Annotated in this window: 16 protein-coding genes; 5 read left to right on the top strand and 11 right to left on the bottom strand. The window is 62.9% G+C overall.

Annotated features, from left to right (window positions below; translation table 11 throughout):
- Window position 1: 1 nt before the first annotated feature.
- The 3 genes from sctC to C8K66_RS15190 are packed head-to-tail and all read left to right on the top strand — an operon-like array spanning window position 2 to window position 2,711.
- A complete protein-coding gene (gene sctC / locus C8K66_RS15200) occupies window positions 2-2,143 on the top strand; it encodes a type III secretion system outer membrane ring subunit SctC (protein ID WP_057005745.1) in 2,142 nt (713 codons plus the stop codon).
- Window positions 2,140-2,343: an HrpT family type III secretion system protein gene (hrpT, locus tag C8K66_RS15195; protein WP_108525284.1), complete on the top strand. Its 204-nt coding sequence runs from the start codon at window positions 2,140-2,142 to the stop codon at window positions 2,341-2,343. Before sctC ends, hrpT begins: the two co-directional genes overlap by 4 nt.
- Complete coding sequence (locus tag C8K66_RS15190; RefSeq protein ID WP_017844419.1) at window positions 2,340-2,711, top strand: hypothetical protein; 372 nt, start codon at window positions 2,340-2,342, stop codon at window positions 2,709-2,711. Before hrpT ends, C8K66_RS15190 begins: the two co-directional genes overlap by 4 nt.
- On the opposite strand, the gene sctU is transcribed toward C8K66_RS15190, so the two are convergent.
- The 11 genes from sctU to C8K66_RS15135 are packed head-to-tail and all read right to left on the bottom strand — an operon-like array spanning window position 2,712 to window position 12,650.
- Window positions 2,712-3,809 (bottom strand): type III secretion system export apparatus subunit SctU, encoded by a 1,098-nt coding sequence (gene sctU, locus C8K66_RS15185; RefSeq protein ID WP_046488028.1) that lies wholly within the window; start codon window positions 3,807-3,809, stop codon window positions 2,712-2,714.
- Window positions 3,806-4,594 carry a type III secretion system export apparatus subunit SctT gene (gene sctT, locus C8K66_RS15180; RefSeq protein WP_017844421.1) on the bottom strand — a complete coding sequence of 263 codons (789 nt, stop codon included), beginning with the start codon at window positions 4,592-4,594 and terminating at the stop codon, window positions 3,806-3,808. The genes sctU and sctT overlap by 4 nt, the downstream gene beginning before the upstream one ends.
- Window positions 4,595-4,603: 9 nt before the next feature.
- Window positions 4,604-4,867, bottom strand: a complete 264-nt coding sequence (gene sctS / locus C8K66_RS15175; protein ID WP_017844422.1) for a type III secretion system export apparatus subunit SctS — start codon at window positions 4,865-4,867, stop codon at window positions 4,604-4,606.
- A gap of 7 nt (window positions 4,868-4,874) precedes the next feature.
- On the bottom strand, window positions 4,875-5,528 hold the full coding sequence (gene sctR / locus C8K66_RS15170; RefSeq protein ID WP_046384774.1) for a type III secretion system export apparatus subunit SctR: 654 nt from the start codon (window positions 5,526-5,528) through the stop codon (window positions 4,875-4,877).
- Window positions 5,525-6,538 (bottom strand): FliM/FliN family flagellar motor switch protein, encoded by a 1,014-nt coding sequence (locus C8K66_RS15165; RefSeq protein ID WP_017844424.1) that lies wholly within the window; start codon window positions 6,536-6,538, stop codon window positions 5,525-5,527. The genes sctR and C8K66_RS15165 overlap by 4 nt, the downstream gene beginning before the upstream one ends.
- Window positions 6,535-6,990, bottom strand: coding sequence for a type III secretion system HrpP C-terminal domain-containing protein (locus C8K66_RS15160; protein ID WP_046384776.1), 456 nt, complete (start codon window positions 6,988-6,990; stop codon window positions 6,535-6,537). Before C8K66_RS15160 ends, C8K66_RS15165 begins: the two co-directional genes overlap by 4 nt.
- Entirely contained in the window at window positions 6,987-7,415 is a 429-nt protein-coding gene (locus C8K66_RS15155) for a YscO family type III secretion system apparatus protein (RefSeq protein ID WP_108525282.1), read from the bottom strand. Before C8K66_RS15155 ends, C8K66_RS15160 begins: the two co-directional genes overlap by 4 nt.
- Window positions 7,402-8,760: a FliI/YscN family ATPase gene (locus tag C8K66_RS15150; protein WP_046384778.1), complete on the bottom strand. Its 1,359-nt coding sequence runs from the start codon at window positions 8,758-8,760 to the stop codon at window positions 7,402-7,404. Before C8K66_RS15150 ends, C8K66_RS15155 begins: the two co-directional genes overlap by 14 nt.
- The gene (locus tag C8K66_RS15145; protein WP_046384779.1) at window positions 8,757-9,659 is read right to left on the bottom strand and encodes an FHA domain-containing protein; all 903 of its coding nucleotides are present in this window, start codon (window positions 9,657-9,659) and stop codon (window positions 8,757-8,759) included. Before C8K66_RS15145 ends, C8K66_RS15150 begins: the two co-directional genes overlap by 4 nt.
- A gap of 37 nt (window positions 9,660-9,696) precedes the next feature.
- Window positions 9,697-11,790, bottom strand: a complete 2,094-nt coding sequence (gene sctV, locus C8K66_RS15140; protein WP_017844429.1) for a type III secretion system export apparatus subunit SctV — start codon at window positions 11,788-11,790, stop codon at window positions 9,697-9,699.
- On the bottom strand, window positions 11,787-12,650 hold the full coding sequence (locus tag C8K66_RS15135) for a TyeA family type III secretion system gatekeeper subunit (RefSeq protein ID WP_231589991.1): 864 nt from the start codon (window positions 12,648-12,650) through the stop codon (window positions 11,787-11,789). The genes sctV and C8K66_RS15135 overlap by 4 nt, the downstream gene beginning before the upstream one ends.
- Between C8K66_RS15135 and C8K66_RS31310 the strand changes: the two genes are divergently transcribed.
- Entirely contained in the window at window positions 12,624-13,133 is a 510-nt protein-coding gene (locus C8K66_RS31310; RefSeq protein ID WP_256590926.1) for a hypothetical protein, read from the top strand. The genes C8K66_RS15135 and C8K66_RS31310 overlap by 27 nt on opposite strands.
- Window positions 13,109-13,660, top strand: a complete 552-nt coding sequence (locus C8K66_RS15130; protein ID WP_026139726.1) for an RNA polymerase sigma factor — start codon at window positions 13,109-13,111, stop codon at window positions 13,658-13,660. The genes C8K66_RS31310 and C8K66_RS15130 overlap by 25 nt, the downstream gene beginning before the upstream one ends.
- Window positions 13,661-13,681: the final 21 nt, after the last annotated feature.

Genomic DNA, 13,681 nt, shown 5'->3' with positions numbered 1-13,681 from the left:
TATGCATAACAAGATCCACAAGCGCGACAGCTTGCGCATTGACCCGCCCGAAACTTCATCCAGACGCGCCGATTGGCGGTGCCTGATCGCCCTGACCTGCTTGCTGGCCCCGGCGCCAGGCGCCCTCGCCGCCATCCCCGCCGAATGGAAGAACACGGCATACGCCTATGAAGCCCAGCACAAGCCGTTACGTGAAGTCCTGGAAGATTTTGCCCAGACCTTCGGCACCCAACTCCAGATCGAGGGCCTGCTGGAGGGCAACGTCAACGGCAAGATACGCGCCAATACCCCGCAGTCGCTGCTCGACAGGCTGGGCGTTGAACACCGCTTCCAGTGGTATCTCTACAACAACACCCTGCACATCAGCACCCTCGATCAGCAAGAGTCCGCACGCCTGGAGGTGTCGTCCGAAACCATTGCCGACCTCAAGCAGGCGCTGACCGATATCGGCCTGCTCGACAGTCGTTTCGGCTGGGGCGAATTGCCGGAGGACGGTGTCGTCCTGGTCTCCGGCCCCCGGCGCTATATCGAACAGATCAAGCAGTTCAGCAGCCAGCGCCGTTCACCGGACGAAAAGCAGAGCGTGTTGAGCTATCCGCTCAAGTTCGCCAACGCCGCGGACCGCCAAATGGAATACCGCAACGAAAGAATCACCATCCCCGGCGTGGCTACCATGCTGCGCGGGCTGCTCGACCCACGCAATCCCGCGATGCTCACCGGCATGACTCAGCGCTCCCCCGCGCAGTCCCAGCCCGCGCCCCTGACGCCGGCGTTCCCGCGCCTGAGCAACCCGCTGCTGGGGCAGATGCTCGGCACACCCGCGCCAACCGGGCCGGTGGACGCCGGCATAGCGCTGACGTCGCGGGCGCCGGTCAACCCCAGCCGAATCCGCGTCGAGGCCGATGTGCGCAACAACGCGATTCTGATCTATGACCTGCCGGAGCGTCAGGGGATGTACCGCGAGCTGATCAGTCAGCTCGACGTGGCGCGCAAACTGGTGGAAATCGACGCCATCATCCTCGACATCGAACGCACCCAATTACGTGAGTTCGGCGTCAACTGGGGCTTTCAAAACAGTCGCTTCCGCGGCGGGGTCAACATGGCGCCCGGCACCTCATCACAATTGTCGATCGAAAACCGCGACCGCTTTTACGCCGACGTGCGCGCCCTGGAAGCGCGCGGGCTGGCAACCATGGTCTCCAACCCATCGGTGCTCACCCTGGAAAACCAACCGGCGGTGATCGACTTCAACCGCACCCAGTACCTGACGGCCGGCAGCGAGAACGCGACCATCCTGCCGATCACCGTCGGCACCAGTTTCCAGGTCGTGCCTCGCGTCATCACCAGCCGCGGTGGTCATCAGATCCACCTGGCGGTGGACATCGAAGACGGTAACTTCGACGAGTCCAACCCCGAACGCATCGGCCCCGATGTGCGTCGGGGCAAGGTCAGCACCCAGGCCGTCATGGCGGAAAAACGCTCCCTGGTGGTGGGCGGTTTCCATGTAACGAACAGCGCGGACAAGCAAAACAAGATCCCCTTGCTGGGGGACATTCCGTTGCTGGGCAAAGCGCTGTTCTCTTCGACGGAACGCCAGAACAACCGGCGCGAACGTTTGTTCATTCTCACCCCGCGCGTGATCGGCGATCAGTCCGACCCATCGCGTTACTTGCCGCAGGCCGACCAGAGCGAGTTGCAGGCCGCACTCAAACCCCTGGCACGGCGCTTGGCCCCACATCAGCCGGTGATCAACCGCAGCGACATCACCAGCATCCTGGCGCATCTGGTCAGCGGGCAAGTGCCCAAAGCCTTCAAGGCCGCACCGATGCCGCTGGCGTTGAACACGTTGTGTACCCCTCGCGAGCTATTGGCGCTCAATACCGAGCGCAGCCAGTGGTATGCCGGCCCGCAGTTCAACGTGGCCGTGGTGGTGCTGCGCAATCAGTACAAGCGCAATGTCCGCATCGATGAAAAAGAATGCAGCAACTCCGAGACCCTGGCGGTCACCGTCTGGCCACGCGCCTGGCTCAAGCCGGGCGAAGAAGCCGAAGTGTTCATCGCCATGCGCCCGGTGGTGAAGGATGAACACCTGAGTGTGCCGCGCCCGTCCCTGCTCACGCCAACCCGGAAGACCACGCCATGAAGCCAAGACTGTTGTGCGCCACCCTGATGATTGCCGCGTTGTTCATCAGCGGTTGCACCCCGACCTGCAAAGGGGACTCCTGCTCACGCCCACAATCGACCAGCGATAAATTGGTGATCTGGTGGCCGCCGCACATGCGCGTCGAACCCGGCCCGGCCGGGGAGCGTTCGGACTATCAAACGGTGTCGCTGGAACGATGAACGCCGGGAGGGTGCCGGACGATGAGCGGCATCGGCAGGCATTCTTCGATAGCCTGGTGAGCGGCGATGCCGCTCACCTGCCGTTGTGTCTGGGCATCGCCCTGCACACACGGCACGCCAACGCCCGCCCGGGGTTGGCATTGCACATCAGCCAGGCGGCCTTGCAAGCCGGGCAACTGCAACGCGTGCTGGAACGCCGCTTCGATCAGGCAGTGGTATTTGATGGCTGCTATATCTACCTCGATGCCCAGGGCGCACTGGTGATCTGGCACGCCCTGCCCGCCGAGCTTCAGGCCGTGGATCAAGTCCTCAGCCGAATGCTGTCGCTGGCCGATCTCGACGCCTTGGATGGTTTCGCCAACCGCTGATCAGCGCTGCTCCAGCTCCGGCAACTCGAGGGTTTCACGCTTGGCCTCATCGTCGAGGTCGCGCAAGGTACGGTAGATCAACGCCACCGCGTGCAAGGTCTCGCGCGGAATGCCCGCCCCCAGTTTTGCCTCGTACAGCGTGCGGGCCAACCATACGCATTGAATCACCGGGACATCCGCCGCCTTGGCTCGATCAATCAGCTTACGCGCATTCGCGTCCGTGCCCTTGGCCACCAGTTTCGGCAGCGGCGTTTGGCCGGGGCGGTAATACAACGCGACGGCAAAGTGCGTCGGGTTGACCACCAGCATGTCCGACTCCTCCAGCTTGGGTAGCTTGACCTTGGGTTCTTCCTGGGCCAATTGATAGGCCAACGAGCGCCGCTGGCCCTTGACGTGGGGATCGCCCTCCATGTCTTTGTACTCTTTGACCACCTCGACCTGAGTCATACGCATGCGCTTGGCAAAAAAGTACTTCTGCAACGTCAGGTCGATAAGCGCCAGCACCAGCAGCACCCCCAGACACGCGTGCAACAAGTGCCGAAAGAGTGTGATCAGCGCGAGGATGTAGGTTTGCAGATCGCTGTTGGCAAGGTTGATCAGGGCGCCCAGCGACGGGCCAATCACCACGTACAGTATCAAGCCCAGGAGCAATGACTTGCCGATGCCCATCAACAAGTTCATGAGGGATTGGGCGGAGAACATCTGCTTGAGCTGGGTGAGCGGGTTCAGCCGGTTGAAGTCCAACTTCAGGGATTCGGGGGCGAACAGCAAGCCGAACTGCATCCAACTGCTGATCAGCTTCACCCCGATCGCGACCCCGACCATCAGCAGGCCGAAGGAGAAAAACAACACCAGCGCCTCCGTCAGCACTTCTTCCAGGGCGCGCGCAAAGGGTTGCCCTATGCGCGCCAGCGGCAGTGCGATCATCTGCTGGAAGCGCTGCATGCTGGTGTCGGCCGTGAACAAGGCGATCTCGCTCAAGGCCGTCAGTACCAGCAACTTACCCACGTCCTGGCTCTGCGCGACTTGGCCTTTCTTGCGCTGGTCACGCAGTTTCTTGGCACTGGCGGGGTGTTTCTTTTCCCCTGAATCACTCATGTAAAAGGCCCCTTGAACAGCAGGCCCAGGGAATGCTTGAGGTCACTCAGCAGCGCCATGCGCCCGACGATCAAGTCCTGCAGCAGGGCGAAATACAGCAGCAGAATACCGATGCCGGCCAGGCATTTGATCGGCGGGGCCAGCGTACTCACCTGCAGTTGCGGGCTGTAGATCCCCAACAGTGCCACGCCGAACTCGAGCAACAGCAGTACGGCGATAAAGGGCGCGGCGTACAGCATCATGTGAGTGAAGGTGTCGCCGACCAACTCGACAAACACACTGAGGCCATTGGCCGCAGGCAACGGAAACCACACGGTCGGCGGCCAGATCAGGTAGCTGTCCCAGATCACCTGGGTCAGTGCGCCCAGGCCCAGGCTGGCCATCAATAAAAAAATCGCCAGTTGCTTGAACAAATGCCCGATCGGCGTGGCGTCGGGGCCCAGCGACGGGTTGAGTTGACCGCCGGCCAAAGCCCCGCGCTGGTTGTCCAACAGCGCCCCGACCGACTCGAACATCCAGAACGGCATCGACAGCAACACCCCCAGCAAAACGCCCAGGATCGCCTCTTTGAGCACCAGCGCGCCCAACATCATCGCGGAGAGTTCCTGCCCCATCAGCGCCGCATGAATACCCGGCGCGGGCATCAACGCCATGACCATCACCACGGCGTGCCTGGGCATGCCGCGAATGTGCTGGAAACAGAACGCCGCGACCAGAAAAGCGCAGGGGTAGATGCGTGCCATGCCAATCAGCAGGCTTGGCAGTAAATCAAGATAGAGCAGCATGGGCACGCCTCAATTCAAGGCCGAACGGGCGATCATGTCGAACGTCAGGTTGATCAACTGGACCAACTCCAGGCCAATCCAACGCCCGGTCACCACCAACGTGACGCCAACGGCGACCAGCTTGACGCCGAAAGGCAGCGTCTGGTCTTGTATCTGCATCAGCGCCTGGATCAGTGACGTCAGGACGCCCACGATCACCGCGACAATCAGCGGCGGCGCCGTCAGCACCACCACCAGCAGCATGCCCTGTTTGAACAGTACGATCGGTTCCATAGGCAGCTCAGAGATAGGAAAGGAACAGGCTGTCCAGCAGCCGCGACCAGCCGGACACCATCACAAACAGCAGTAATTTGAGCGGCAGGGAAATGGTCATGGGCGAGACCATTTGCATCCCCAGCGCCAGCAGCAGGTTGGAGACAATCAGGTCGATCACGATAAAGGGTATGTAGATCAAGAAGCCGATCTCGAACCCCGCCTGCAACTGCGACAACACATACGCCGGGATCAGCAGGATCAGGTCTTCGCGCTGGACCTCCTGCGCCATGGCCGGCGGCCACATGCGCGCGGTGTTTTCCAGCAGGTGGGTGAGGATGTCCGGGTCACTGTTACGCACCATGAACGTCCGCAACGGCTGCACCGCCTCAAGCCCGGTCTGTTGCAGCGTGCTCACGTTGCTCAAGTCCAGGGGCGATACCTTGACGACCTCCGCGATCTCATAGCCCACCGGCGCCATGATGAACAGCGTCGCCGCCAATGCGATGCCGTTGATGGCCATGCTGGGCGGCACCTGCTGCACACCGATCGCGTTGCGGGTAATCATCAGCACAATCACGATCTTCAAGAACGCGGTGCAGACGATCAACAGCATGGGCATCAACGACAAGGCACCCACGAACACGGCCAGGACAATCGGGTCTACGCCTTGAAAACTCATCGGGAAAAAATCACACGAGACATCTGCAACCCCAGGCGACCGTCCACCTCCACCAATTGCCCCACGCCCAGCGGGCGGTCGCCGTAATACAACCCGGCCATGCCCGGCGCATACCCGGAAATGCCCAGCACCGCGCCGGGCGCCAGGTTGCGCAGCTCGCCGAGGGTCAGGTTGAGCGTGCCGCATCGCACATTGAGCGCCATGCTCAGTTCGTCGAACGGTTCATGCCCGAAGACATCCACCACCGGCGTGTCGTCTTCATGCCCTGCATAGGGCGGTGTTGCGAAATCCTCTTCCAAAGGCGCTTCCTCGATCGAAGTAAGGGTCAGGCAGACAGGCCCGGATTCATCATCAATAAACACGCACAGGCGTTGCCTGCCGACCTGCACATGGCCGTTGCCATGGGCTTGGAAATACACCTGCTCGAACATCAGCACATCGCCGGCGCGCAGGCCGCGCAATTGGCTGAGGGGCACGCGCAGGCGCCCGATCGTCACGGGCAGCGCCAACTGAAAACGCGTCGGCATCGGGCTGGCCATGCGGCGCCACGGCCCGGCCTCGCACAACGCCAGAAAGCTCTCGGTCGACAGCCACAGATAGCCCACCACGTGGGAAGCGCCGAGCGTCACGCACAACCGGCAACCGAAGTTCAACGGCCGGGCAGAGGGCAATAGCCGCAGATGCCCCAACAGCGCCCGCACCTGGGCACTCAAATGATGTTGAAACAGGGCCCAGAACCAGGAGTCCGGATCGTTGCCCGCCTGCGCCAACGTCACCGGGCATTCGCCCAGCAAGCTGAATTGCGGCCCCGGCTCACTGAACCCCAATACGCCGCAGGCTGTTTCGAAACAGAGCGGCTGGACGCCCATGGGGGCCGCCCCGGGTTCCAGCCGCAACTCTCCGCGCAGCTCGCCAACCTGGTACGACATGCGCAATCCGCGCCCCAACCGTTGCCGCGCCGCCGCCACATCGCCCTTGACCGTGGGTAACGCCAGGGAGGGCATCATCATGCCAGCGCCGTATGTGCCAAATGCACGCTGACCGGCCGTGCCAGGCTCGCAGCGAGCCTTTGCTCGAACTGTTGCCGTACCCCGCTGAGCCAGCGCGTCGTGCCCTCTCGCTCGGCGCGCAACTCAACCCTCCAGGCGCCCTGCTCTCGGCCGATGCTGCTGTCGATCCGCCCCAGGTGCGGCAAATACAAGACCGCCGTCAGCGGCCACTGCGACACGCCGTCCATCCGCGAAACCAATTGCTCGCTCAACGCATCGACCCTGGCGGTTTCCCCCGAAGCCTTGATTCCGGCCAGGAACTGCCATTGGCTCGCGTCGTCGCTGTCATCATTCAACAACTGGGCAAACAGCCGTTGCTCCCAAGGCGCCAGCGCGTCGATTGCCGGCACACGGTCGCCCCAGAACTCAAGCGGGTACTGGCGCTCAGACGGGTTGACTGAAACGTGGTTCATAGCGGTTCCTGCGCGAGTAAATGGGAGAGTTCTTGGATTTTTTCCACCTGACGCAGACACAAGGTCACGTGCTTTTGCGCACTGCCGACCTGCACCGCCTGCTCTTCGCGTTGCCCTTGCAGGGTCTTCAACTGGCTTTCTTCGCGGCGGGTGCCGGCCGACAAGTGCTGCTCCTTGGCGCTCCAGGTTTTCAGCGCCTTGAAGGTCACCACCTGGCCCTGGTGTTCATTCAACAGTTGCGCGCATTGCCGGGCCTCTTCCTGGCGCGTTTGCTCCAGCGTCTCCTGGGCCTGCTGGATATGCGCGACCAGCGTTTGATGCGCCCGCTTGGCCTCGCGCAGCGCCCGCTCGGCGCGGTCTGCACGGTATCGACGCAAGCGCCGCAAGGTGTCGATGTCACTCGGCAATACTTCAGAAAGGGACATAGGCAGTCAGCTCCATCAGGTGATCCAGGGTCGAGGCGATGGGCGAGGGTTCACGCAGGTCCTGGCGCAGGAAGTCATCCACCGCCTGGCGGCTGTCCACGGCCAGATCGGTCAGCGCATCGTTGCCGGGCTGGTACTCGCCCAACTTGAGCATCAACTCGATCTGCTGGTAAGCCGACAACAGGCGGCGCAACGCCGTGCCGGACTGGATGTGCCCAGGCTCGGCAACGTTGCTCAAAATTCGCGAAAGGCTGGCCAGCACATCCACTGCCGGGTAGTGGCCCCGCTCGGCCAGCTTGCGAGACAGCACGATATGGCCGTCGAGCAGCGAGCGAACTTCATCGGCCACCGGATCGCTCATCGAGTCCTGCTCAATCAGCACGGTGTAGATCGCGGTGATCACGCCTTCGCGCGTCAACCCGGCGCGCTCCACCAAGCGCGGCAACAAGCTGTACACCGACGGCGGCAAACCACCGCGGCCCAACGGTTCACCGGCGGCCAGGCCGATTTCACGCTGGGCCCTGGCGAAACGCGTCAACGAGTCGATCAGCAACAACACCCGCTTGCCCTTGCGCCGGAAACCTTCGGCCAGCGCCGTCGCCGTGAACGCGGCACGCGCGCGCTCCATGCTGGAGCGGTCGGACGTGGCACACACCAGCACGGCCTTGGCACGCAACTGGTCATCCAGTTCGTGATCGAGGAACTCGCGCAATTCGCGGCCCCGTTCACCGATCAGGCCGAACACAATCACATCGCATTCCACGTTACGGGCGATCTCGGCCAACAACGTGGTTTTGCCGCAACCGGCGCCGGCGAACAGCCCGACGCGCTGGCCCTCGCCCAACGTCAGCAAGCCATCGATCGAGCGCACGCCAGTGGCCAACGCGCGACTGATGCGCGGGCGCTCCGTGGGCAATGGCGCCTCGCACAACACCGTGGTCGCGTCGGGCGTATCCGCCTCGACGAACGCACTGGGGCCCTCGCCGGCAATCGGCCGACCAAAACCATCCAGCACCTGGCCCAACAGCTCGTCGCTGACCCGCACCCGGTGCGGCACCCCCAGGCGCTCCACCGCGGCGCCGACGCGCACCCCCTCCAGATTGCCCAGGGCACTGAGCACCGCATCCTGCTGATCGAACCCGATGATTTCGGCCAGCATGTAATCGCCAGGCTTTTTTTCGACCTGGCACAGATCACCGATACGCGCCTGGGGCAGCCGGCACTGCAACAGCATGCCGTTGACACGCTGGATACGCCCGCGCATCGACACCGGCGCGAAACGGGCCAGGCCCTGGGACTGAATCAATTGCCACGCGTCGAGACGCTCCTGCACCGTGCCGCTCACCAGCGCACCTCATAGCGTTGCGCGCCGTCGAACACCACCTTGCTGTTGTCGATCAGCACCAGCCGCAGACCATCCACTTCATCGCCGACGAACAAACGGTCGCCGTGTTCCAACACCACATGACCGCTCGGCCCGCCGACGATCTGCAAGATCTTGAACGGCAGGATGCTGTCACGTACCCGTACACGACTGATCACCGGCACGGCGGTATCGAACTGTTCAGCAAAGCGGCTGAGCATGCGCGCCACGAGTTCGACCTCTTCCTGGGACACATCGCCATTGAGGGCGATCTGCCCGTTGATCACCTGCAAGCCGACGCGATGGTCCAGCTCGCGCTCGCCGAGCATCTTGAGCAACTGCTGACGCACCTCGAGCGGCGAACCGAGGTTGGGCTTTTGCGGCTCGACGGGCATCAACGACGCCTGGGCCTCATGCTCGCCGGTGGACGCCATGCCGACCGCCACAATGATGACCGCACACACCAGCACCAGGCTGATCAGGCGCTTCTGCTGAAACGGCGGGATGGACGACAGCACCAGCGCGGGCGGCGCCTCCTGGCGCGGCTCGGCGGCTGGCGTGACCTGCGCGACCGCCGCCCGGGGCCAAGGCTGGTCGGCCAAGGCGACGCACAGGCGAATGCTGCCCAGCGAAAAAGGCGTATTGAGCGCCAGGTCGGCGATCTGTGCCAGCGCCTGCCCGGTGCTGCTTTGCAACAGCCCGGCTTCCGCCTGCACCGACCAGAACCCGTCGATCAACCGCAGCCGCGCATGATGCTCGACCACCCCGGCGTCGGTCAGCAGCAGGTCGGCGTCCGTGTGACAACCCAGGCTCCACTGCTCGCCAAACAACGGCAACGCAGCGCCCTGATTCAACCCCTCCAACACGCGCAGTTCAAACATCAGCAAGCCCTCCCTGGCGTGGGTATGTACGTTGCACTCATGCTGCCGCTCCTCGCATCAGTTCGTCCTGGCCCAGGTCAAAGCGCCCCAGCACCTTGACCTTCGATGCACTTCCCAGCTCAGCAAACGACAGCACCGGCACATGGCTGAACTCTTCCAGCAGCAAGGTCCGCAAGGGACTGCGCAGATCCTGGGCGACCAACATCACGCGCTTGCTTTTGGGCCGCACGGCAAACGCTTGGTTAAGCAGGTTGATCAGCGAAGCGCTGCTGTCGTTATCGAGGGCGAAGAACACCCCGGTCTGGGTCTGGCGCAGTGCCTCGCGCAGCACGTTTTCGGTCTGCGGCGACAACAGCCAGGCATGCAGGCCGTCCGCCTCGCTGTACTGGTGGAAAATCTGCGATTTAAGGGCGATGCGCGCATAGTCCGCCAAGGCGTCCGGCTCACGTTCATGCTGGCCGTACTCGATCAGCGACTCGACGATCAGGCGCACGGCACGCAACGGCACGCCTTCGCCCGCGAGGCGCTGCAGCACCGCCGAGAAGCGCGACAGCGGCATGATCCGTTGCAGCTCCTGCACCAGCTCCGGCTGGTTGTGCTCAAGCCAGCCGAGGATCGCCTTGCTCTCCTGAATCCCGAGAAACTGAGGGCCGCTGAGCATCATGGCCTGCTTCATGCGGTCGATGATCAGGCTGGTGGCGCTGAAGCGTTCCAACTGCGGGTCATCCAGCAGCGGATCGTCGGGCGGCAGCCAGAGCCAGTCCTGCTCGTCGCGCTCGGGCAACCCCGGCACCGCGTGGGCCGGCTCGGACGCCAGCGCCTTGCGCTCCACCGCGACGAGCGTGACCACCGACGCCTTGATCATCGGCACTTCGTGAACGCAAAAACGCATCTCATCGTCGGCCAGCGAGGCATCGAGTTCGACCTCGAACGGCGGCAGCGTCAGACCGATATGGGCCACCATCGCGTTGCGCGCCTGGCGGATCCCGTGGATCAGTTCCGTGACCTCGGGCGAGCCTTGCAGAACCGGGGAGAACTGCAACAGGTAGGGCCGCGACGGGTCGAACCCACGCAAATCCTCGTCGCCGTTGTCCTCGGGGCGCACCGCCTCGGTGGCTTCGGCTTCGGGCTGTTCCTCGCGTTGGCGTTGGCGCATCAGGTAGTAACCGAGGGCGCCGGTCATCAGCGAAATGAGGATGAACACCACGGTCGGCATGCCAGGCAAGGCGGCGAAAGCCAGCATGCCCACCGACGCGATCATCCAGCTCTTGGGCTCGCTGGTCATCTGCCGGGCAATTTCCGCGCCCATGTTATTGGCACCCTTGCGCCCATCCGGCGCCGCACGGGTGATGATCATGCCGGCGGTCAGGGAGATCAGCAGCGCAGGGATCTGCGCAATCAGGCCGTCACCGATGGTCAGCACCGAATACAGCGCCATCGAATCGCCGGCGCTCATGCCGTGCTGGAACATGCCGGTGGAAAACCCGCCCAACAGGTTGATCACCACGATGACCAGCCCGGCAATCGCATCGCCCTTGACGAACTTCATGGCGCCGTCCATTGCGCCGAACAACTGGCTCTCGCGGCCCAGTTGTTCACGCTTGTCGCGGGCCTGGCCGCCGTCGATCAAGCCGGCGCGCAGATCGCTGTCGATGGACATCTGCTTGCCCGGCATCGCGTCGAGGCTGAAGCGCGCCGCCACTTCGGCCACCCGCTCCGAGCCCTTGGTAATCACCAGGAAGTTGACGAGCGTGAGGATCATGAAAATCACCAGCCCCACCGCCAGGTTGCCGCCCACCACGAAGTTGCCGAACGCTTCCACGATATCGCCCGCGTCCTGCTCCAACAGGATCAAGCGCGTGGTGGCAATCGACAGCGCCAGGCGAAACATGGTGGTCAGCAGCAGAATCGAGGGAAAGGAAGAGAACGCCAACGGCCCGGGCAGGTACAGCGCCAGCACGATCAACAGGCAGGAAATACAGATATTCAGCGCGATCAGAATATCCACCAGCCAGGTCGGCAACGGCACGATGAAGATGAACACAATGGCCATGACCACCACCGCGCCCAAGACTTCGGCACGCCGCGCCACCTTGAGCAACGCAGCGTTGATGGTCGCCAGCACCGTCATGCGTTCCCCCTCGACTCGCCGGCAATGCGGGGGCTGCCCCGCTCCACGCGCGCGAACTCGTCCATCACCAACAAGAATTTGTGCAGCGCCTCCTGGCGCCCCCGGTTGTCACGCCACAAGGTCTGCGGCAGACGCTGGATCACCGGGTACAGGGCGTTGAGGGACACCAGTTGGCCGCTCGCCAGCTCGCCACCGAGGTCTTCGGCCAGGCGCAATACCTCGCCCGAATCGACACCCGTGGCGGTATACCCCAACAGGCGCTGCAACAGACTCACCGAGTCCTGATCGGTGCTCAGGCGCTGCAGCAATGCCTGGCAATTGGCTAACGCCCCGCCCAACTGAGCGCAGCTTTGCAACCCCAACAGCAGCGTGCGCAACTGCGCCGTGGGCACCGAAGGCGAATGGGCGGCGATGTCATCGGCCAGGGCCCGGCGCATCACGTTGAGGCCGTCTGCGAAGCGGTCCCCGCCGAACAGCCCCAACAACGATTGCATCATCGAAGTCAGGGATTGGCGCGTTACCACACTGGCGTAATACAGCCCACGCACGGCCTGACGCTCTTGCGGGTCGCCGGCGGCCTGCTCCAGCACCGCGGCAATGTTCAGGCCGGCCTGGATCTCGCCCCTGTAGCGCACCTGCAACCGATCGATCGCCTCTTGCGCCAAGGCCACGTCGGCGGCGCGGGCTTCGGCTTGCGCGGCCACATACTTGAGCACCACGAACGCCCGCGCCGGGTCGCCTCCGGTCAGCGCCAGCCACTTGTCCGCGCTGACGTTGTGCGCCAGTTGCGAACGCACCCGGCGCGCCATGGACGCGATGGTCTCCTGGGCCGGATGGCCAAGCTGATCATAGAGCCGCACGAGCTGCTCGACGGCAGGCACGGCCAGGCCCATCGAGCGCCGGTTCAACGCTTGATTGTTGAGCGCGACTTCTTGGTTGAAAACCTGCGCAACCTCATCGAAGCCCGTCGCCACGGCCGCTGTTTTTTCAGGGCTGACGCGGGGTGGGTCCACGCGTTGGAGCGGTTGCACATCGTTGATCGATTCGACTTTCATGGGGCAGGCCAGGACAAAGAGATTGTGTCCCTATGTGGCAAACGCTGGCTTTACGGTTCCAACAAATTTCCCCTCTGCAGTGTTTTGAAATTACCGGCACAAACCCGCCTGGGCTTTTGCAAGAAACCGCACAAAACCTTCCGAACAAAAAATATTTATTTATATAAATCAACACCTTGCGATTTTTTTCTGTTTGGCACAGCCGGTGCTAAAGGGGTTCCCATCGAAACCATTTCGATCGCGCCCACCCTGAGGAAAAAATCATGGATATCCCTATTGGTGCTTTAGCTCACTTTGTTGGCGACTCGCCTCAATTCATGCTCCACCTGACGGACGACCAGCAAAAAAAACTCCGGCGCTTCATCCACAAGCGTGTACTCAACCCGGAAGATGCGGACGATATTCTGCAGTTGACGTACCTGGAGGCCTGGCGCAGCAGGGAGCGTTTCAGCGGCCAGGCAACCCTTAGCACCTGGATGTGCGGCATTGCGCAGAACCTGATCCGCAACCACTTCCGGCGCATGTACGCCAAACCGGTGCATTGTGAATTCGATGAAGCGCTGTGGCACGGCCAGGAAGACAGCCAGAATCTGGATTGGGAGTTCGAGGTCAACCGCCGCCTGGAAAAAACCCTGGTCGCCATCAAGGACCTGCCCACCGAGATGCGCAAAACCCTGTACGCCTCGCTGGAAACCGACGGCAGCTATCAGGACACCGCCGACGCCCTGGACATCCCGATCGGCACCGTGCGTTCACGCCTGTCCCGGGCCCGCGAACACCTCAAGCGCGCCACCCGCAACCCGTTGCAACCGTAGTCCAGCCCTAGCTGGCAACCG

Source organism: Pseudomonas sp. GV105 (assembly GCF_003058185.1).
In the GTDB taxonomy this organism is placed as follows: Bacteria; Pseudomonadota; Gammaproteobacteria; order Pseudomonadales; family Pseudomonadaceae; genus Aquipseudomonas; species Aquipseudomonas veronii.
This window is presented reverse-complemented; position numbering and strand designations above follow the sequence as displayed.

What these genes read in the sequence shown, in the direction of transcription:
- sctC (WP_057005745.1), top strand. Translation starts at nt 2, where the DNA reads ATGCATAACAAGATCCACAAGCGCGACAGCTTGCGCATTGACCCGCCC.
- hrpT (WP_108525284.1), top strand. Translation starts at nt 2,140, where the DNA reads ATGAAGCCAAGACTGTTGTGCGCCACCCTGATGATTGCCGCGTTGTTC.
- C8K66_RS15190 (WP_017844419.1), top strand. Translation starts at nt 2,340, where the DNA reads ATGAACGCCGGGAGGGTGCCGGACGATGAGCGGCATCGGCAGGCATTC.
- sctU (WP_046488028.1), bottom strand. Translation starts at nt 3,809, where the DNA reads ATGAGTGATTCAGGGGAAAAGAAACACCCCGCCAGTGCCAAGAAACTG.
- sctT (WP_017844421.1), bottom strand. Translation starts at nt 4,594, where the DNA reads ATGCTGCTCTATCTTGATTTACTGCCAAGCCTGCTGATTGGCATGGCA.
- sctS (WP_017844422.1), bottom strand. Translation starts at nt 4,867, where the DNA reads ATGGAACCGATCGTACTGTTCAAACAGGGCATGCTGCTGGTGGTGGTG.
- sctR (WP_046384774.1), bottom strand. Translation starts at nt 5,528, where the DNA reads ATGAGTTTTCAAGGCGTAGACCCGATTGTCCTGGCCGTGTTCGTGGGT.
- C8K66_RS15165 (WP_017844424.1), bottom strand. Translation starts at nt 6,538, where the DNA reads ATGATGATGCCCTCCCTGGCGTTACCCACGGTCAAGGGCGATGTGGCG.
- C8K66_RS15160 (WP_046384776.1), bottom strand. Translation starts at nt 6,990, where the DNA reads ATGAACCACGTTTCAGTCAACCCGTCTGAGCGCCAGTACCCGCTTGAG.
- C8K66_RS15155 (WP_108525282.1), bottom strand. Translation starts at nt 7,415, where the DNA reads ATGTCCCTTTCTGAAGTATTGCCGAGTGACATCGACACCTTGCGGCGC.
- C8K66_RS15145 (WP_046384779.1), bottom strand. Translation starts at nt 9,659, where the DNA reads ATGTTTGAACTGCGCGTGTTGGAGGGGTTGAATCAGGGCGCTGCGTTG.
- sctV (WP_017844429.1), bottom strand. Translation starts at nt 11,790, where the DNA reads ATGACGGTGCTGGCGACCATCAACGCTGCGTTGCTCAAGGTGGCGCGG.
- C8K66_RS31310 (WP_256590926.1), top strand. Translation starts at nt 12,624, where the DNA reads ATGGCCAAGCTGATCATAGAGCCGCACGAGCTGCTCGACGGCAGGCAC.
- C8K66_RS15130 (WP_026139726.1), top strand. Translation starts at nt 13,109, where the DNA reads ATGGATATCCCTATTGGTGCTTTAGCTCACTTTGTTGGCGACTCGCCT.